The 16,627-nt window shown below is 59.2% G+C and carries 17 protein-coding genes; 11 read left to right on the plus strand and 6 right to left on the minus strand.

Annotated elements, in window-relative coordinates; all coding sequences use genetic code 11:
* The first annotated feature begins 64 nt into the window (after positions 1–64).
* From RGR602_RS27215 to nuoG, 7 genes are read left to right on the plus strand one after another with little or no spacing between them, the layout of a single operon-like run.
* The gene (locus RGR602_RS27215) at positions 65–430 is read left to right on the plus strand and encodes an NADH-quinone oxidoreductase subunit A (RefSeq protein WP_040115129.1); all 366 of its coding nucleotides are present in this window, start codon (positions 65–67) and stop codon (positions 428–430) included.
* Positions 418–921 (plus strand): NuoB/complex I 20 kDa subunit family protein, encoded by a 504-nt coding sequence (locus RGR602_RS27220; protein ID WP_040115130.1) that lies wholly within the window; start codon positions 418–420, stop codon positions 919–921. Before RGR602_RS27215 ends, RGR602_RS27220 begins: the two co-directional genes overlap by 13 nt.
* Positions 918–1,481: an NADH-quinone oxidoreductase subunit C gene (locus tag RGR602_RS27225; protein WP_040115131.1), complete on the plus strand. Its 564-nt coding sequence runs from the start codon at positions 918–920 to the stop codon at positions 1,479–1,481. The genes RGR602_RS27220 and RGR602_RS27225 overlap by 4 nt, the downstream gene beginning before the upstream one ends.
* Before the next feature lies 1 nt (position 1,482).
* Positions 1,483–2,697: an NADH dehydrogenase (quinone) subunit D gene (gene nuoD / locus RGR602_RS27230; protein WP_040115132.1), complete on the plus strand. Its 1,215-nt coding sequence runs from the start codon at positions 1,483–1,485 to the stop codon at positions 2,695–2,697.
* A gap of 18 nt (positions 2,698–2,715) precedes the next feature.
* The gene (gene nuoE, locus RGR602_RS27235) at positions 2,716–3,225 is read left to right on the plus strand and encodes an NADH-quinone oxidoreductase subunit NuoE (protein WP_040115133.1); all 510 of its coding nucleotides are present in this window, start codon (positions 2,716–2,718) and stop codon (positions 3,223–3,225) included.
* A gap of 4 nt (positions 3,226–3,229) precedes the next feature.
* Complete coding sequence (gene nuoF / locus RGR602_RS27240) at positions 3,230–4,507, plus strand: NADH-quinone oxidoreductase subunit NuoF (RefSeq protein WP_040115134.1); 1,278 nt, start codon at positions 3,230–3,232, stop codon at positions 4,505–4,507.
* 18 nt (positions 4,508–4,525) lie between these two features.
* The gene (gene nuoG, locus RGR602_RS27245; RefSeq protein WP_040115135.1) at positions 4,526–7,156 is read left to right on the plus strand and encodes an NADH-quinone oxidoreductase subunit NuoG; all 2,631 of its coding nucleotides are present in this window, start codon (positions 4,526–4,528) and stop codon (positions 7,154–7,156) included.
* Position 7,157: 1 nt separating this feature from the next.
* Here the strand turns inward: nuoG and RGR602_RS27250 are convergent, their stop codons facing one another.
* The 4 genes from RGR602_RS27250 to RGR602_RS27265 form a co-directional block, all read right to left on the minus strand.
* Positions 7,158–7,598: a CBS domain-containing protein gene (locus RGR602_RS27250; RefSeq protein ID WP_040116512.1), complete on the minus strand. Its 441-nt coding sequence runs from the start codon at positions 7,596–7,598 to the stop codon at positions 7,158–7,160.
* Between the two features lie 44 nt (positions 7,599–7,642).
* Entirely contained in the window at positions 7,643–8,209 is a 567-nt protein-coding gene (locus tag RGR602_RS27255) for an NADH-quinone oxidoreductase subunit I (protein ID WP_040115136.1), read from the minus strand.
* 30 nt (positions 8,210–8,239) lie between these two features.
* On the minus strand, positions 8,240–9,226 hold the full coding sequence (nuoH, locus tag RGR602_RS27260; protein ID WP_040115137.1) for an NADH-quinone oxidoreductase subunit NuoH: 987 nt from the start codon (positions 9,224–9,226) through the stop codon (positions 8,240–8,242).
* Between the two features lie 323 nt (positions 9,227–9,549).
* Entirely contained in the window at positions 9,550–10,029 is a 480-nt protein-coding gene (locus RGR602_RS27265) for an Lrp/AsnC family transcriptional regulator (RefSeq protein WP_040115138.1), read from the minus strand.
* 128 nt (positions 10,030–10,157) lie between these two features.
* Between RGR602_RS27265 and hppD the strand changes: the two genes are divergently transcribed.
* Positions 10,158–11,270, plus strand: a complete 1,113-nt coding sequence (hppD, locus tag RGR602_RS27270) for a 4-hydroxyphenylpyruvate dioxygenase (protein WP_040115139.1) — start codon at positions 10,158–10,160, stop codon at positions 11,268–11,270.
* A gap of 89 nt (positions 11,271–11,359) precedes the next feature.
* Here hppD and RGR602_RS27275 read toward each other — a convergent pair whose 3' ends face one another.
* Together RGR602_RS27275 and RGR602_RS27280 are read right to left on the minus strand one after the other, a co-directional pair.
* Positions 11,360–11,959 (minus strand): HupE/UreJ family protein, encoded by a 600-nt coding sequence (locus RGR602_RS27275; RefSeq protein ID WP_040115140.1) that lies wholly within the window; start codon positions 11,957–11,959, stop codon positions 11,360–11,362.
* Positions 11,960–12,149: 190 nt separating this feature from the next.
* Positions 12,150–13,163: a substrate-binding domain-containing protein gene (locus RGR602_RS27280; RefSeq protein ID WP_040115141.1), complete on the minus strand. Its 1,014-nt coding sequence runs from the start codon at positions 13,161–13,163 to the stop codon at positions 12,150–12,152.
* 318 nt (positions 13,164–13,481) lie between these two features.
* Between RGR602_RS27280 and RGR602_RS27285 the strand changes: the two genes are divergently transcribed.
* The 3 genes from RGR602_RS27285 to RGR602_RS27295 all read left to right on the plus strand — a co-directional run bounded on the left by RGR602_RS27285 (position 13,482) and on the right by RGR602_RS27295 (position 16,617).
* The gene (locus RGR602_RS27285) at positions 13,482–14,732 is read left to right on the plus strand and encodes an ABC transporter substrate-binding protein (RefSeq protein WP_407692071.1); all 1,251 of its coding nucleotides are present in this window, start codon (positions 13,482–13,484) and stop codon (positions 14,730–14,732) included.
* A gap of 68 nt (positions 14,733–14,800) precedes the next feature.
* On the plus strand, positions 14,801–15,787 hold the full coding sequence (locus RGR602_RS27290; protein ID WP_040116513.1) for a carbohydrate ABC transporter permease: 987 nt from the start codon (positions 14,801–14,803) through the stop codon (positions 15,785–15,787).
* Positions 15,787–16,617 (plus strand): carbohydrate ABC transporter permease, encoded by an 831-nt coding sequence (locus RGR602_RS27295; RefSeq protein ID WP_040115143.1) that lies wholly within the window; start codon positions 15,787–15,789, stop codon positions 16,615–16,617. The genes RGR602_RS27290 and RGR602_RS27295 overlap by 1 nt, the downstream gene beginning before the upstream one ends.
* Positions 16,618–16,627: the final 10 nt, after the last annotated feature.

Here is a 16,627-nt window from a genome sequence, read left to right on the forward strand (position 1 = left end):
CCGGCCCGGAGGGGTCGGTCGCGGCCTGAGCAAGGCCCTCGGTGGGTGACCGGGGAAATGCGACATGTCTGCAATGGAATTTCTGCCTGTTCTCTTCATGGCCGCCGGAATTGTTCTGGTGGCGATGATGACGCTTTTCGTCTCGTCGCTGCTGCGCCCCTCCAATTCCTATCCCGCAAAGAACATGCCCTACGAATGCGGCATGGACCCGTCGGGCGAAGCTGCCGGGGGCCGCTTCAGAGTGCCGTTCTTTATCCTTGCGATACTGCTGGTGGTCTTCGATGTCGAGGCAATGTTCCTCTTTCCCTGGGCCGTCGTTCTGAAAGAGATCGGGCTCATCGGGTATATTGAGATGTTCGTCTTCATGTTGCTGCTTCTCGTGGGGTTCGCCTACGCTTGGCTGAAGGGAGCGTTGGAATGGGAGGAATAAACAACGCGATCCGCGATAGTGTACTGTTCACCACGGCCGACAGCATTATCGGCTGGAGCCGGCGGTCAGCCCTATGGCCTGAGACCTTCGGCATTGCTTGCTGCGCCATCGAGATGATCTCGGCCGGTTGCGCGCGTTATGATCTCGACCGGTTCGGCGTGGTGTTCCGCCCTTCACCACGTCAGTCCGATGTGATGATCATCGCCGGCACCGTGACCCGGAAATTCGCGCCCGTCGTGCGTCGGCTCTACGACCAGATGCCGGAACCGCGCTGGGTGATCGCAATGGGCACCTGCGCCATTTCGGGCGGGGTTTACAACACCTACGCCGTGGTGCAGGGGTCGGAGACTTTCGTGCCCGTCGACGTTCATGTGCCCGGCTGTCCCCCGCGGCCCGAGGCGTTGATGCATGGCTTCCTCCTGCTTCAAGAGAAGATCAAGAGGTCCCGCGCGCTGGCCGGGACGCGTCTGGATCGGGTTGCATCATCATGAGTGTAGGGCGGCCTCTCGATCATGGTCCGATCATGGAGCGTTTCGGAGGGGCAATCGAGGACCTCGGCTGCGCGCACGGCATTCACGTCTTTGCTGTTCCTCCCGAGACGATCGTCGAGTTCTGCCGGTTCCTGAAGGAACATCCAGCGCTGCGATTCAACTTCCTCTCGGACATCTGTGGGGTTGATCATTATCCCGAAACACCGCGATTCGAAGCGGTATACCACCTTTACTCGCTGCCCAACCGGTGGCGGATTCGCATCAAGTGCTGGCTTGGCGATCCGCCGCAGCTTTCCTCGGTTACGGGCGTTTGGCGCACCGCCAACTGGCATGAACGCGAAGCCTGGGACATGTACGGGATCAGGTTCGAGGGTCACCCAGACCTGCGCCGGATCTACATGTGGGAGGAATTCGAGGGCTTCCCGCAGCGCAAGGACTTTCCGCTGCGCGGATACAAGGATAAGTTGAATCCGTTTGGAGCCGAAGGCCCGCCGCCGACACAGCCGGACCTCGCCACCAGGGATATTCCGCAAGCAGGCCGTTCCGCGCGGGAGAGTTGAGATGACTGAAGTCACCGAGCTCGGCAGGCCTGAAGGCGAAGCGCTCAATACCAGGGAAGTGCTTCTGAACCTCGGCCCGCAGCACCCCAGCACTCATGGGGTTCTTCGGCTCGTCCTCGAACTGACCGGCGAATACGTCGAGCGCGTCGACCCGCATATCGGCTATCTCCACCGCGGCACCGAAAAACTGGCGGAGAGCTTCACCTATACTCAGATTTTCCCGCTGACGGACCGGCTCGACTACCTCTGCCCACCTTCGAATAACCTGGCATTTGCACTGGCCGTGGAGAAACTCCTCGGCATAGAAGCACCGGTACGGGCGCAGTATATTCGCGTGTTGATGGCCGAGCTGGCACGGATCTCGGGCCATCTCCTGATCACCGGTGCACTGCCGATGGACCTTGGCGCCATGACCGCGTTGCTCTATGCGATGCGCGAGCGCGAGATGATCATGGATCTGTTGGAGATGATTTCCGGGGCGCGGATGCATACATCTTTCTGCCGGGTCGGCGGTGTGCGCGAGGACCTGCCCGACGGGTTCCTCCCCAAGATCCGGGAATTCTGTGACATTTTCCCGAACCGCATTCGCGACTATGATCGGCTGCTTCAGAACAACCGGGTGTTTTTGAACCGTACGCAAGGGATCGGCGTAATCGCCGCCGAGGATGCCATCGATCTCGGCCTGAGTGGCCCAAACCTGCGCGCCTCGGGCGTCGATTGGGACATCCGCCGCGACGAGCCTTATGAGATCTACGATCGGCTCGACTTCAATGTCATTACCCGCAAGGAGGGCGACTGCTATGCGCGCTGGCAGTGCCGTGTCGAGGAAATGCGCGAGAGCATCCGGATCATTGAGCAATGTCTCGACCAGATGCCCGAGGGGCCGTTCCAGATCGACATGCCGACAATCGCCTTCCCGGTGGACAAGGACAGGGTGCACTGCTCGATGGAGGCATTGATCCAGCATTTCGATCTATCGGCCTACGGCTTCAAGGTGCCGAAGGGCGAGGTTTATTCTGCGATCGAGGCGCCAAAGGGCGAGCTAGGTTTCTACATCATCAGCGACGGATCGCCCAAACCGTTCCGTATGAAGGTGCGGGCACCGTCCTTCGTCAACCTTCAGGCACTCTTTGGAGTGACCAACGCCCGCTATCTGGCGGACATGATCGCCGTGCTCGGCAGCCTCGACCCGGTGATGGCCGAGGTGGACAAGTAGCAGGGAGGTTCAAACCCGATGACCATGCGCGAACAGATCGAGGCGGCGGCGGCGCGGTATCCCGACCAGCGCTCGGCGATCATGCCCGCGCTTCTGATCGCGCAGAGGGAGCATGGCCATTTGCCTGGTCCAGTGCTGGAAGAAGTCGCCAATATCCTTGGTGTCGAGCGGATCTGGGTCTACGAACTGGCGACCTTCTACACACTCTTTCATGTCGAACCGGTGGGCATGTTCCACCTGCAACTCTGCGACAACGTTTCCTGCATGCTGCGCCGCTCCGAGGACCTCTTGAGGCATTTGGAGGAGGTGCTGGGGATCAACAAGGGCGGCACAACGCCGGATGGGCTGTTCACGCTTTCGACAGTCGAGTGCCTCGGTGCATGCGAGATGGCTCCGGTGATGCAGGTTGGCGACGATTACCACGGCAACCTTGATGTCGCGCGGATAGACGCGCTGCTGGACGGCCTCCGCGCCTTGGCGAGGCAGGCCGAAAGTGGGCCCACCCTTGCACGGCCGCCGGGAAGGTAGGGTCATGTTCGAGCCGGTTCTTCTTAAGAATATCGACGTGCCGGACAGTCATTTGCTGTCGACCTATGAGGCCGGCGGCGGCTATCAGGCATTGGCCAAGACGCTGCGCGAGTATACGCCGGACGAGGTCATCGACCTCGTCAAACAGTCCAACCTGCGCGGCCGCGGCGGGGCCGGATTCCCGACGGGCATGAAATGGTCCTTCGTGCCGAAGCAGGCCGGCAAGCCGAAATACCTGTGCTGCAACGCTGATGAGGGCGAGCCCGGAACCTTCAAGGACCGGATCATCATGGAGCGCGATCCACACCAGCTCATCGAGGGGCTGGCGGTAAGCGCCTACGCGATCGGGGCCGAAACCGCCTATGTCTACATCCGGGGAGAATATGTGACGGCGATACGCCGCCTGGAGCAAGCGATCGCCCAGGCTCACGAAAGGTCCTATCTCGGAACGAGTGTTCTAGGCTCTGATTTCAAGTTCACCGTGCACGTTCACTGCGGCGCGGGCGCCTATATTTGCGGCGAGGAGACCGCGATGCTCGAGTCGCTCGAGGGCAAGCGGGCGCAGCCGCGATTGAAACCGCCGTTTCCCGCCGTGGCCGGGCTCTACTCCAGCCCCACCGTTATCAACAATGTCGAGACGATTGCTTGCGTGCCGCATATTGTGGCGCGCGGGCCGGCCTGGTTTCGGGGCATCGGTCCGGATAAGAGCCCCGGCCCGAAGCTCTACTGCCTGAGCGGGCAGGTGCGCAACCCCGGCCTTTACGAGCTGCCGATGGGCATATCGCTGCGCGAACTGGTCGAGGAGCACGCTGGCGGTCCGTTACCGGGGCGCAGGATCAAGGCTGTAATTCCGGGCGGGGTCTCGGCGCCGGTAATACCTGAGGGCGGGCTGGAGGTCGGGATGGATTTCGACTCGCTTGCTGCCGCCGGCTCGATGCTTGGTTCGGCCGGCGTTGTTGTAATCGACGACTCGACCTGCATGGTCAAGGTCGCCACCCGGATCATAGAGTTCTTCCACCACGAGTCCTGCGGCAAGTGTACGCCATGCCGGGAAGGATTGAACTGGGCCGTAAAGGTACTGCGCCGCATTGAGACCGGGGAAGGCGGGCCTGGAGATCTGGAGCAGCTGGAGATGCTTTGCAAAGGCATTTTCGGCAATACGTTTTGTGCTTTGGGTGACGGTGCCGCGATGGGATTGCGGGCGGCGCTTAAGCATTTCCGCGACGAGTTCGTCGTCCATATCGAGGAGCGGAGGTGCCCGTTTCACAGAGCGTGTGTTTGAGGCGGGCTTGGAGGAAGCATGGTTAGCGTTACGATCGACGGACAAACGCTTGAAGTCGAGGCTGGCTCCACGGTGCTCATGGCGGCTGAGCGCTTGGGCATCGACATTCCAACTTTCTGTTACTGGAAGCGGCTGCCGCCGCTGGCCTCCTGCCGCATGTGCCTCGTGGAGATTGAGGGGTTGCGGCGGCTGCAGCCGGCCTGCGCCACCACGGTCACCGATGGCATGGTCGTTAGGGCTAATACGCCGCTGATCGAGGAAACGCGATCATCCATGCTCGACATGCTGCTTGCCAACCACCCCCTTGACTGCCCGATCTGCGACAAGGGCGGCGAATGCGAGCTCCAGGACATGGTGATGGCATACGGCCCCCGCAAAAGCGAGTTCCACGATCTCAAGCGTGTATTCCACTCCGAGGACATCCGTCTCAGCCCTGTCGTCATCATGAACGTCAACCGCTGCATCCAGTGCCAGCGTTGCGTCCGGATGTGCGAGGAGGTGGTCGGCGCGGTCGCGCTTGGCACCGTCGAAAAAGGCATGGATACCGCCGTCACCGGCTTCGAGGGTAGCCTTGCGAGTTGCGATCAGTGCGGCAATTGCATCGAGGTCTGCCCGGTCGGCGCTCTGATGAGTTTCCCCTACCGCTACAAGGCACGGCCCTGGGATCTGGTCGAGACCGACACGGTGTGCCCGCATTGCGGCACCGGTTGCCAGTTGACGGTGGGCACACGCAAGGGTGAGCTTATGCGGGTACGCTCGAAGTGGGACGAGGGGGTCAACCGCGAAACGCTTTGCGTGCGGGGACGCTTCGGTCTCGATTTCGTCTCGGGCAGGGACCGGATAGAGCGACCGATGATCCGTCGCAATGGCGCGCTGGCGCCGGTTTCCTGGGACGAAGCGGGGGATTATCTGCGCCGGCGGCTGTCGGCGGTCGAGGACAAGGCTGCAGGGGGGCTGGCCTCGCCGCGCCTGCCCAACGAGGTGCTCTATCAGTTCCAGAAGCTGATGCGGACGGTATTCCGGACCAACAACATTGATTGCTCGTCGCGCTGGTCCGCGCCCTTTGATACGCTCGGCCCGTTACTGGCAGCCTTCTACAGCCGCGCACCGCTGGAAGAGGTGATCGCCAACGACTGCGTGCTCGTCGTCGGCGGCAACGTGACCGAGGAGAACCCAATCACCGAATACCTGCTGCGGGACGGCGCGCGGCGGCGGCAGACCGCATTGCTCATGCTTTCAGCGCGGCCCTCCCGTCTGGAGGCCGACGCCTGCGTTGTGGTTCGCGTGTCGCCGGGCGGAGAAACCGCGAGCCTCGCGGCGGTGGTAGCCGGGCTCGTGGAAGCGGCCGGTCACGCATTGCTGGGCGAGACTTTTGCGGACATCGAAGCGACAATCGGTAGGTCGCAGGTGAATACCGGTGGTGACGGGCCGGGTCGGCTGGCCAGTGCGCTCAAGGAAAGCCGCAGCGTCACTGTGCTTGTCAGCGTCGAGCTCTTGAGATCACCCGAAGCGCGCGCGACGCTGCAGCAACTCAACAACCTGCTGCAGGTTCTCCGTCTGCTCCGCAAGGGCCTGGCGATGCAGTTCCTCTTTGACCGCGCCAATCAGCTGGGTGCCTGGGACATGGGAGTTTTGCCGGCGGCTTTGCCGGGATTGTGGGCGGTCACCGATGATGTGAACCGTGCAACCCTTGCGCGAAGCTGGGGTGCCGAAATCCCATCTGAACCCGGCGCGGGCCTCGACGTCATGCTGGAACTCTGCGTCGGTGGCGGGATGGGCGCACTCTACCTCGCCGGAGCAGACCCCCTGATCTCCTACCCCGACAGGGATTTCGTGACGCGGGCGCTTGGCGCCGCCGATCTCCTGATCGTGCAGGATACCTTCCTAACCGATACCGCGGGCCTGGCCGAAGTTGTTCTGCCCGCGGCAGGTTACGGCGAGGAATCCGGGACGTTCACCAACAACGAGGGCCGGACCCAGAAGATCCGCAAATTCCGCGAACCGGCCTTCGAGGCGCGAGGCAATCTGGCGATATTCGACTTCGTCGCATCGCTGCGCAGCCAGACGCTGCAGCCATCGACAGAAGGCGGGATTTTCGACGAGATTGCCCGGCTGGTTCCGGCCTATCAGGGGTTGACGCAGGATGGACTTGGCGCAGACGGCGCGTTCACCAAGGCGCTCCCGCAGCCACCGGATGGCGAGTTCTTCGCGCCGTCGCCGGCCGCGAAGACAGCCGGCGGGTTCATGCTGATTACCGGCAACTGCCTGTTCCACAACGGATATCTTTCCGAACGCTCGGAGATCCTGAATACGGTCGCTGATGACCCTTATGTCGAGATGAGCGCGCAGGATGCGGCCCAACTTGGCTTTTCGGATAGTGATCCGGTGGTCGTGCGATCCGCTCTGGGAGAATTGACGGCGAAGCTCAAGGTCAACAAGCGCTTTCCCAAGGGCCTCGTATTTCTCCCCGAAAACTACAGGGCCCTACGCCTCAACAGACTGATGCGCCGGGGCGTATATCCATGTCCGGTGGAAATTCACCAGGCCACGACGTCCGCCGCCCGTCTCACTGGTTCCGCCTCGAACCCTAAGGATCGCCACCAAGGCATCGACGGTGGCTTGCCTGACGCTCCATCGCGCCCTGACTAGGTCAGTGATACCTGTTCCCGCAGATGTAATCCTGCAGATCCTGCTCCGTGCGCTGCGCTTCTTCGAGCCTGTGTTTGACCACATCGCCGATACTGACCACGCCGACAACGTCGTCCCCGTCCATAACCAGGACATGACGCGTACGCTGCCGGGTCATGATTCCCATCGCGATTGGCAGCAAATCCCCGGTCGAACAGGTCGCTACATTGCGGTTCATGATGTCGGCGGCTCGCATCATCGCCGCCGCGGCCCCGTATTCGGCTACCGCATTGCAGCAATCCCGCTCCGACAAGGTACCAAGGAATTCGCCGTCTGATTGGCTGACGACGACGAAGCCTATATTGTTTTCGCGAAACAGCCTCAGGACTTCCACCATCGTCTGATCGCGATTGACCGCGATGACACCGACACCCTTGTTCTTCATGATTTCGCCGACAAACATCTGAGCCTCCTGTCCGAGCGCATTGTTTGACAGCTGGCGCGTCTTCACGTTCGCCGTATATTCCGCCACCAGTTGTAGCCCTGCGTCTCTTTGGTTTCGACGATCACGTCCTTCTCTGTATTCAGGCGCGCGGCAATTACGCCGCCACCGGTTGCCGCCTTGCCCGGTTTGGCGAGCAGATCGTCGCGCCCGATCACCAAATCACGCGAGGAAAAGCTCGAGAATTCGTATTGCTGGCCAAGCGCGATCGCGTCCGCTGGACAGGCGTCCTCGCATAGCCCGCAGAAAAGGCAACGGGCCGTGTCGATCTCGAATTTTGCCGGGTGACGCTTACCCTTCTCGTCCTCGTAGGGGATGACTTCGATGCAGTCGCAGGGACAAATCCGGGCGCAAAGTTCGCAGGCCACGCATTTGATCTCGCCCTCTTCGTCGCGCGTCAAGAAGTGATGCCCGCGGTAGCGCGGGTAAGGCAACCATTTCTCCTTGTCCGGATACTGCATGGTGACGGATCTGGCGAACATGTAGCCGAAGGTCAGCGCCAAGGCTTTCGCCAGATCGGCGAAGAACGCCCAGCCGATCCATGTTCCAATTCTGTCCTGCGCGCGCGACATCATCGCCCCGCTATGGAGCCGCTGCGGCTCCTAAATGAAAGCAATTCCGGTTATGATTATGTTCGCCATCGATAAAGGAAGCAAGACTTTCCATCCGATCGCCATCAGTTGGTCGTAACGGTAGCGGGGGAAAGTGAAGCGGAACCAGATAAACAAATAGACGAAGAACGAGACCTTGAGCAGAAACCAAAGGATCGGTGGCAAGGGGATCAATACGCCGTTCCATCCGCCGAAGAACAGGATCACCACCAGCACCGACACCAGCAAGACGATGGCATATTCGCTGATCATGAAAAACGCAAAGCGGATACCGCTGTATTCGGTATGGAAGCCAGCCCCCAGATCACCTTCCGCTTCCGAAAGGTCGAAGGGAATGCGCTGCGCCTCGGCCAGTCCGGCAACGAAGAACACCAGGAAGCCGATCGGTTGGTAAACGATATTCCAGACATCGGCCTGCGCCCGTACGATTTCGAGCAGGCTCATGGATTGCGCCAACATGACCACGCCAATGACCGCAAACCCCATCGGGATCTCATAGCTGATCATCTGTGCGCAAGTCCTGAGGCTGCCCAGAACAGCGTATTTGCTGTTCGCGGCCCATCCGCCGAAGATGACACCGTATACTTCAATGCCGATCACAGCGAAGACGAAAAGGATCGCCACATTCATGTTGGAGACGTAAAGCGTGATCTCGGCACCCAACACCGAGACGGTTTCGCCGAACGGGATCGCGACGAACACCACGAATGGTGGGGCGAGCGCCAGGATTGGCGCGAGTTTGAACAAAAAGCGGTCGGCCTCGTCCGGGATGTGGTCTTCTTTGGTCAAGAGCTTGATTCCGTCTGCCACAGGCTGTAGCAGCCCGTGCCACCCGACGCGCATTGGCCCCATCCGCTGCTGGATGTGCCCAGCGATCTTGCGTTCCAGCCAGGTCAGTGGCAAGGGCAGCAGCAGCAGGATCGCGATTAGAAACGCGACCTTGAAGACGATCAGGCCGAGGGCGACGATAAGTTCCATGATCCGCGGCTACTTATTCATCGGTTGAAACGCGCGACCGGACTTTTGCCCGGCTATAGACTGAGCACTGGCTCAGTTATTCAAATGATAGGGTACAGCCGCGACGCGCCACTTGCAAAGCGGAAATCAATTCTGCCTTCGCCGATGGCAAGAACTGTTTTAAGGGGGACGTGAGAGCCTATCAAGGTTGTTGAGAGGCAGAGCTTTAGGTCCCGTTGTGGGCGAGGGGACGGAGTCTGGCTAAAATTATCACAGAATCCAACGCAAACAGTTTGTCGCTGAAATTTCAACAAGATCAAGATAATAGAAACCCGTAATCAGGCTTAGGCCCTCTTGCGCTGGTGGACGGGCAATCCCTGAAAGTCCTTGAGCGTCGCCAGTACGATCGACGTCTTGACATGCTGAACGCTGTCGTGCGGCAGGAGCACGTCGTTGACGAAGCGCGAAAGTCCCGCAAGGTCAGGCGTCACGACCTTGAGGTGGTAATCCATTTCGCCGGTCAGGGCGTAACATTCCAGCACCTCCGGCAGGTCCGCAATCAGGGTTGCGAAACGCTTGGCGTTGTCGCGGTTGTGGGTCGCAAGGGTCACGGCGATGACGACCATGAGGTCGAGCCCCAGCCTGCCGCGATCGAGCACGGCGCGATAGCCGTGGATAAAGCCCTCCGCCTCAAGCCGTGCCCTCCGGCGCGAACATTGCGATGGCGAGAGCGCGATTAATTCCGAGAGCTCGTTGTTGGTCAGGCGGCCGTCGCCTTGCAATTGGGCAAGGATTTTTAGGTCGTATCTGTCGAGCTGTTCCATCTGTGCGCGTTCTCCCGTTTTCTTGCATGAAACATGTATTGAATCCCGAAAACTGCGCGTGAATGCAAGCACCATGCGTAAGAATCCCATCATAATGCCATCCAGCATCCTGTTGGGAGGAAAGAACGATGGGCCCTTATCCGCATGACGCGCCGCCGACAGGCATCACTGCCGACAATCCGGCCGGAACTGACGGTTTCGAATTTGTGGAATTCGCCCATCCGGAGGCGGAAAAATTGCGCGAGCTTTTTATCCGCATGGGCTACAGTTGCGTTGCCAAGCACCGCACGAAGGACATTACAGTCTGGCGCCAGGGCGATATCAACTATCTGATCAATGCCGAGCCCGGCAGCCATGCCATGCGCTTCGTCGCCGAACACGGCCCTTGCGCGCCCTCCATGGCCTGGCGTGTCACCGACGCCAAACATGCCTTCGACCACGCGGTTTCAAAGGGGGCGACGCCGTATGAAAGCAAGGACAAGGCCGTCGATATCCCGGCCATCGTGGGCATCGGCGGTTCGTTGCTTTATTTTGTGGAAACTTACGGCGAGAAGGGCTCGCCCTATGATGCAGAGTTCGAATGGCTGGGTGAACCCAACCCGAAGCCGAAAGGCGTTGGCTTCTACTACCTCGATCATCTGACCCACAATGTCTATCGCGGCAATATGGACAAGTGGTGGGAATTCTATCGCGAGCTCTTCGGTTTCCGCCAGATTCATTTCTTCAATATCGACGGCCGCATTACCGGGCTGATGAGCCGGGCAATTACGTCTCCTTGCGGCAAGATCCGCATCCCGCTGAACGAGTCCAAGGACGACACCAGCCAGATCGAGGAATATTTGCGGAAGTACAAGGGCGAGGGCATCCAGCATATCGCCGTTGGTACGGAAGCACTCTACGACGCGACGGACAAACTCGCCGAAAACGGCCTGAAATTCATGCCCGGGCCGCCCGAGACCTATTACGAGCTCTCGCATGAGCGCGTACACGGCCATGCCGAGCCGATCGAGCGGATGAAAGAGCATGGCATTTTGATCGACGGCGAGGGCGTCTTGGATGGCGGCACGACCCGCATCCTGTTGCAGATTTTCTCGCGAACCGTCATCGGACCGATTTTCTTTGAGTTCATTCAACGAAAGGGCGACGAAGGCTTTGGCGAAGGAAACTTCCGCGCTCTGTTCGAATCGATCGAGGCTGACCAGATCCGGCGCGGCGTGCTGCGCCCGACGGCTGCCGAGTAACCGGAGCCGCGTTTGAGAACAAGGTGAGAAAAAGCGCCGATTGACGGATCCGATCCGCCGCTCTTACTTTTTTGGTGTTTGTCGAACGATTATATCACGCCGGCGAGGATGCCCACGCCTGCTATAGCGGCAATGCCGCCGGCAAGGCGCGTGACGATGAAGCCTCGGCGCTCGCCGATGCGGCCGATCGCATAGCCAAGCCCCAGTCCGACAGCGTGCAGAAGAGCGGTCGCGATCAAAAAACCTCCCCCGTAAGCAGCGCCCGCAGCACTTTCCGGCATTTCGGCGCCGTGGGCATGGCCATGGAAGGTCGCAAACAGCCCGACCACAGCCATCGCGATGGCTGCTGGGGCCTTGACGTTGAACGCCACGACCGCGCCGAGCAGGACCACCGATAACGCGATACCCGCCTCAACAAATGGGATATCGATGCCGGCAACGCCGAGCGCGCCGCCGAGGGCCATAACAAGGACGAAGGTTGCCGGGACAAGCCAAGTTGCGTGACCCCCAAGCTGATAGGCAAAGACGCCAACCATGATCATCGCAAGGACATGGTCGATACCCGATATGGGATGGGTGAAGCCATGCGCGAAGCCTGCTGCTTCGCCGGCGACGGGATGTGCATAGGCGGCGGCTGGAAGCGCTGTTGCGACCAGTGCCAAAAGTACGCTCTTGAGTATTGCTTTCATTAATCAATTCCCCGTTGAGTTATAGAATTCGTTGCAGGCGCTGGATCGGGTAAGCACGCTGAATATCGCGGGGGCAATGCTATGTGAAACACGCCGGAAACGTCAATAAAAAATGTAGAATATGGATTTAATTCAATAGTTTATCAGTAGTGCACTTGCGGTATGCATCTGCCTAATAGGCGGGCACTCATCACCTTACAGGACGCGTCGATTCCCGCAAATTGAGTTCGACAGGCCATAATTCATGAATATCCGAAACTGAGCGTCCCGCCAGCACTTGCAAGGTCAGGTCGGCGCACCTTGCACCTGCTGCTCTCATCGATGATCGGCTTGCCGAAAGTGAGGGTGCCATGTTCTCCGCCGTCAGGTAGGGAAACACGTCGTCATGGGCGATGACAGAGACGTCTTCGCCGATAGCGAGGCCGAGGGATCGGACGGCGCGATAGACGCCGAGGGCTGTCATCATCGAACCGGCCACGATGGCCGTCGGCGGATTGGAACTCTCCAGAAAAAAGCGGGCATGTCTAAAGCCGAGCTCGTCGGTGAAAGTGTCGTGGGCGATCAGCTGTGCGTCCTGCTCAAGAGCCCGCCCCTCGAAGGCCTTGCGGAAGCCGATATCGCGGTGGATGGAATAAGTCAGTCCTTTGCGGCCGTTGATCATCGCGATCCTGCGGTGGCCGAGGTCGAGCAGATGCTCCGTCGACCGGCGGATTGCCCCTTCATTGTCGATGTCCAGCCATGCATGGGGAACGGCGATATCCGATCGCCCGTGCACGAAGAATGGAATTCCGAGCCTGTCCAGAAGCTCGATGCGCGCGTCGTTCGGTTTCGGAGAGTGGACGATAATGGCATCGACTCGCCGGCTTTCGGCAAGCCGTCTATAGGTCTGCATCTCCTCGTTAAGATCGCGATCGGCCATCGGGATCACCAGGATATCAATATCCTCCGAGGCCAGTCTCTCCGCCATGCCGGCCATGAATTCGGCGAAGTGGAATTCACCGGAGCGTCCCATGATGACCCCGATCGCGCCGACGCGGCCGGTCTTCAGCCGAACGGCGTTGACGTCCGGCCGGTAGCCGAGCCTCAGGGCTTCCGCAACGACGCGTGCGCGGGTTGTCTCGCTTACCTCCGGATAGCCGCTCAGCGCTCGGCTTACCGTTGTCGGCGACAGGCCGACTTGTTTTGCGAATTCCTTGAGCTTCATTCGACCACGACAGGTTGGATTCGCGCGGATCAATGACGGATTGTTGAGCGCTCGGCAATCTCGTCTATCACCAACGGCTCAGTAATTGAAATCGGTTTCAATCCTTTAGGCGCGAGAATGAGAAACCGTTAATTGCTGTGGTTATTTAATGTAAGCGCATAAGCATTTGATATAACATATAAAAGTATATCTCTCGCGATATTGTGGATGTCTGAGGTGGCGCTCTTGACGGTTGAAAAAACTTTTGTAATGTTCGTTTAGCCAAATCGATTTCAATTTTTCGTCTGGCAACGGGAGGATGACATGAAATATCGTTTGATGGCCGCCGTTTCGGCGGCAAGCATGATCTGTACCTTGAATCTTGCGGCTGCAGCCGAGCTTTCCTTCGCGGCTAGTTCGACGGGCAATAACCTCGAGTTCTTCCGCAAGCAGTTTGTCATCTTCGAAGAGAAGACGGGCCACAAGGTCAACATCGTGAGCATGCCGTCGTCGAGTTCTGAACAGTTCTCGCAGTACCGTCTGTGGCTTGCCGCCGGCAACAAGGACGTCGATGTCTATCAGACCGACGTCATCTGGGCACCGCAGCTTGCCGATCAGTTCGTGGACCTGAAAGAGGCTGCCAAGGACGTCGTCGAGCAGTTCTTTCCTTCGATCATCGCATCGCAGACGGTCAACGACCGTCTCGTGGCGTTGCCGATGTATACCGATGCCCCGGCGCTTTATTATCGCAAGGACCTGCTTGAGAAATACGGTAAGCAGCCGCCGAAGACCTGGGACGAGCTTGCCGAGACCGCCAGGGAAATCCAGGAAAAGGAACGCACGGCCGGTCAAAAGGACATGTGGGGATTCGTCTTCCAGGGGAATTCCTATGAGGGCCTCACCTGCAATGCGCTGGAGTGGGTGAAATCCTCCGGCGGCGGGCAGATCGTGGAGCCGGACGGCACGATCTCGATCAACAATGAAAAGGCAGCAGCCGCGATCGACCGTGCGAAGGGCTGGGTCGGCACGATCTCCCCGCCTGGCGTGCTCGCTTATCAAGAAGAGGAGTCGCGCGGCGTCTGGCAGACCGGAAATGCCGTCTTCATGCGTAACTGGCCCTATGCCTACTCGCTCGGCAACGGCGCCGATAGCGCAGTGAAGGGCGAGTTCGACGTAACGACGCTGCCTGTCGCCGCGCTCGGCGACAGGCCGTCTTCAGCGCTCGGCGGCTGGAATCTCGCAGTTTCGAAATATTCTGACGACCAGCAGGCGGCCATTGAGCTCGTCAAGTTCCTGGCGTCGAAAGACGTTCAAAAGGCACGGGCCATCGAACTTTCCAATCTGCCAACCCTGGTGGCGCTCTACGACGACCAGGATGTCGCTGCCGCGCAGCCTTTCATGCCGGAGTGGAAGCCGATCTTCCAGGATGCCGTACCGCGTCCTTCGGCGACAGCCAAGGTGAAGTACAACGAAGTATCATCGAAGTTTTGGACGGCAGTACACAACACGCTGTCCGGCAACGGGACCGCGGCTGAGAACCTTGAGCTTCTCGAGGCCGACCTGACGATCCTTAAGGGCGATAGCTGGTGATGAACGGGACCGGCGGCCGGCAGGCCGCCGGTCCCGCTTCAGATGTCTCAAGCACGGATAGCGTTTCCATGAGCGAAATCGCAGTTTCACAGGCGCTCAAACCGCCAGCCTCCGCTTTGAGGTCGGCGAGCGAATTGCGCTCCGAGCGTGTCAGATCGGCCTGGCTGTTTCTGGCGCCGACGCTCTTTATATTGGCTGTGGTGGCCGGGTGGCCGCTGTTTAGAACGATTTATTTCAGCTTCACGAATGCCTCCCTGACCGATCTTGGCAATGCACAGTTCATCGGTTTCGGCAATTATCTGTCCTGGGTCACGCTGAAGAGCGGGCGAACCGTCTATCGTGGGCTGCTTGCCGATCCCGTCTGGTGGAGCGCCGTCTGGAACACCGCCAAATTTACGGTGGTCTCGGTCATGACCGAGACGACGCTCGGCCTGATCGTTGCGCTGGTCCTGAACGCACAGTTTGCCGGGCGCGGCATTGTGCGCGCTGCAATTCTTATTCCCTGGGCAATCCCGACGATCGTTTCGGCAAAAATGTGGGCCTGGATGCTCAACGACCAGTTCGGCATTTTGAACGATATGCTCCTTGGTGTCGGCCTCATCAGCGAAAAGATCGCCTGGACTGCCAATCCGGAAACGGCAATGATTGCGGTTCTGATAGTCGACGTCTGGAAGACGACGCCCTTCATGGCGCTTCTGATCCTTGCCGGACTGCAGATGGTACCGGCGGATATCTACGAGGCTGCCAGGATCGACGGGGTCAATCCCGTCAAGGTCTTCTGGCGGCTGACGCTACCGCTGATCCGGCCCGCCATTATGGTCGCCGTGATCTTCCGGATTCTGGATGCGATGCGCATCTTTGATCTGATTTATGTGCTGACGCCCAACAATGTCCAGACCAAGACCATGTCGGTCATGGCCCGTGAGAACCTGTTCGACTTTGACAAGTTCGCCTATGGTGCTACCGCTTCGACAGTTCTCTTCCTCATCATCGCGTCCGTCACCGTACTCTACATCTGGTTCGGACGCGTCAAACTCGGTGGGGAGGACCGTTGATGCTCTTGAAGATCACGAAGAATGCGCTCTTCTACCTGCTCGTCGCGGTGATCGTCCTTCTTGCGGTTTTTCCGTTCTACTACGCGATCCTCACGAGTCTCAAAACCGGCACGGCGCTTTTCGAAGTCAATTACTGGCCGAGTTCGATTTCATTCGGAAATTATACATCGGTGATGAACCAGGGCGGCTTTGTCCGAAGCCTTGGAAATTCGATAATGGTCGCCTTGGTCGTGGTTGCCGCGTCGCTGCTGCTTTCGATCACCGCATCTTTCGCCTTGGCGCGAGTGAATTTCCGCGGCCGGGCGCTGCTGATGCTGACGATCCTTTCAGTGTCGATGTTCCCGCAGATCGCCGTACTTGCAGGCCTTTTCGAGCTCATTCGATGGATCGGCATCTTCAACACGCCTTTCGCGCTGATTTTTTCGTACATGATCTTCACACTGCCGTTCACCGTGTGGGTGCTGACGACCTTCATGCGCGACTTGCCGATCGAGATCGAGGAGGCTGCGATCGTCGACGGTGCTTCGCCATGGGTCATCATCACCCAGGTCTTCATGCCGCTCATGTGGCCGGCGCTTGTGACAACCGGCCTGCTTGCCTTCATCACAGCTTGGAATGAATTCCTCTTCGCGCTAACGTTCACATCATCGAATGCGCAGCGGACCGTGCCGGTTGCCATTGCCCTGCTTTCGGGCGGCAGCCAATTTGAAATACCTTGGGGCAACATCATGGCGGCGTCGGTCATCGTCACCGTGCCGGTTGTTGTTCTCGTTTTGATATTCCAGCGCCGGATCATCTCGGGATTGACCGCCGGCGGCGTTAAGGGTTGAGGGAGTAGGC

The sequence above is a fragment of the Rhizobium gallicum bv. gallicum R602sp genome, assembly GCF_000816845.1.
Classification (GTDB): domain Bacteria; phylum Pseudomonadota; class Alphaproteobacteria; order Rhizobiales; family Rhizobiaceae; genus Rhizobium; species Rhizobium gallicum.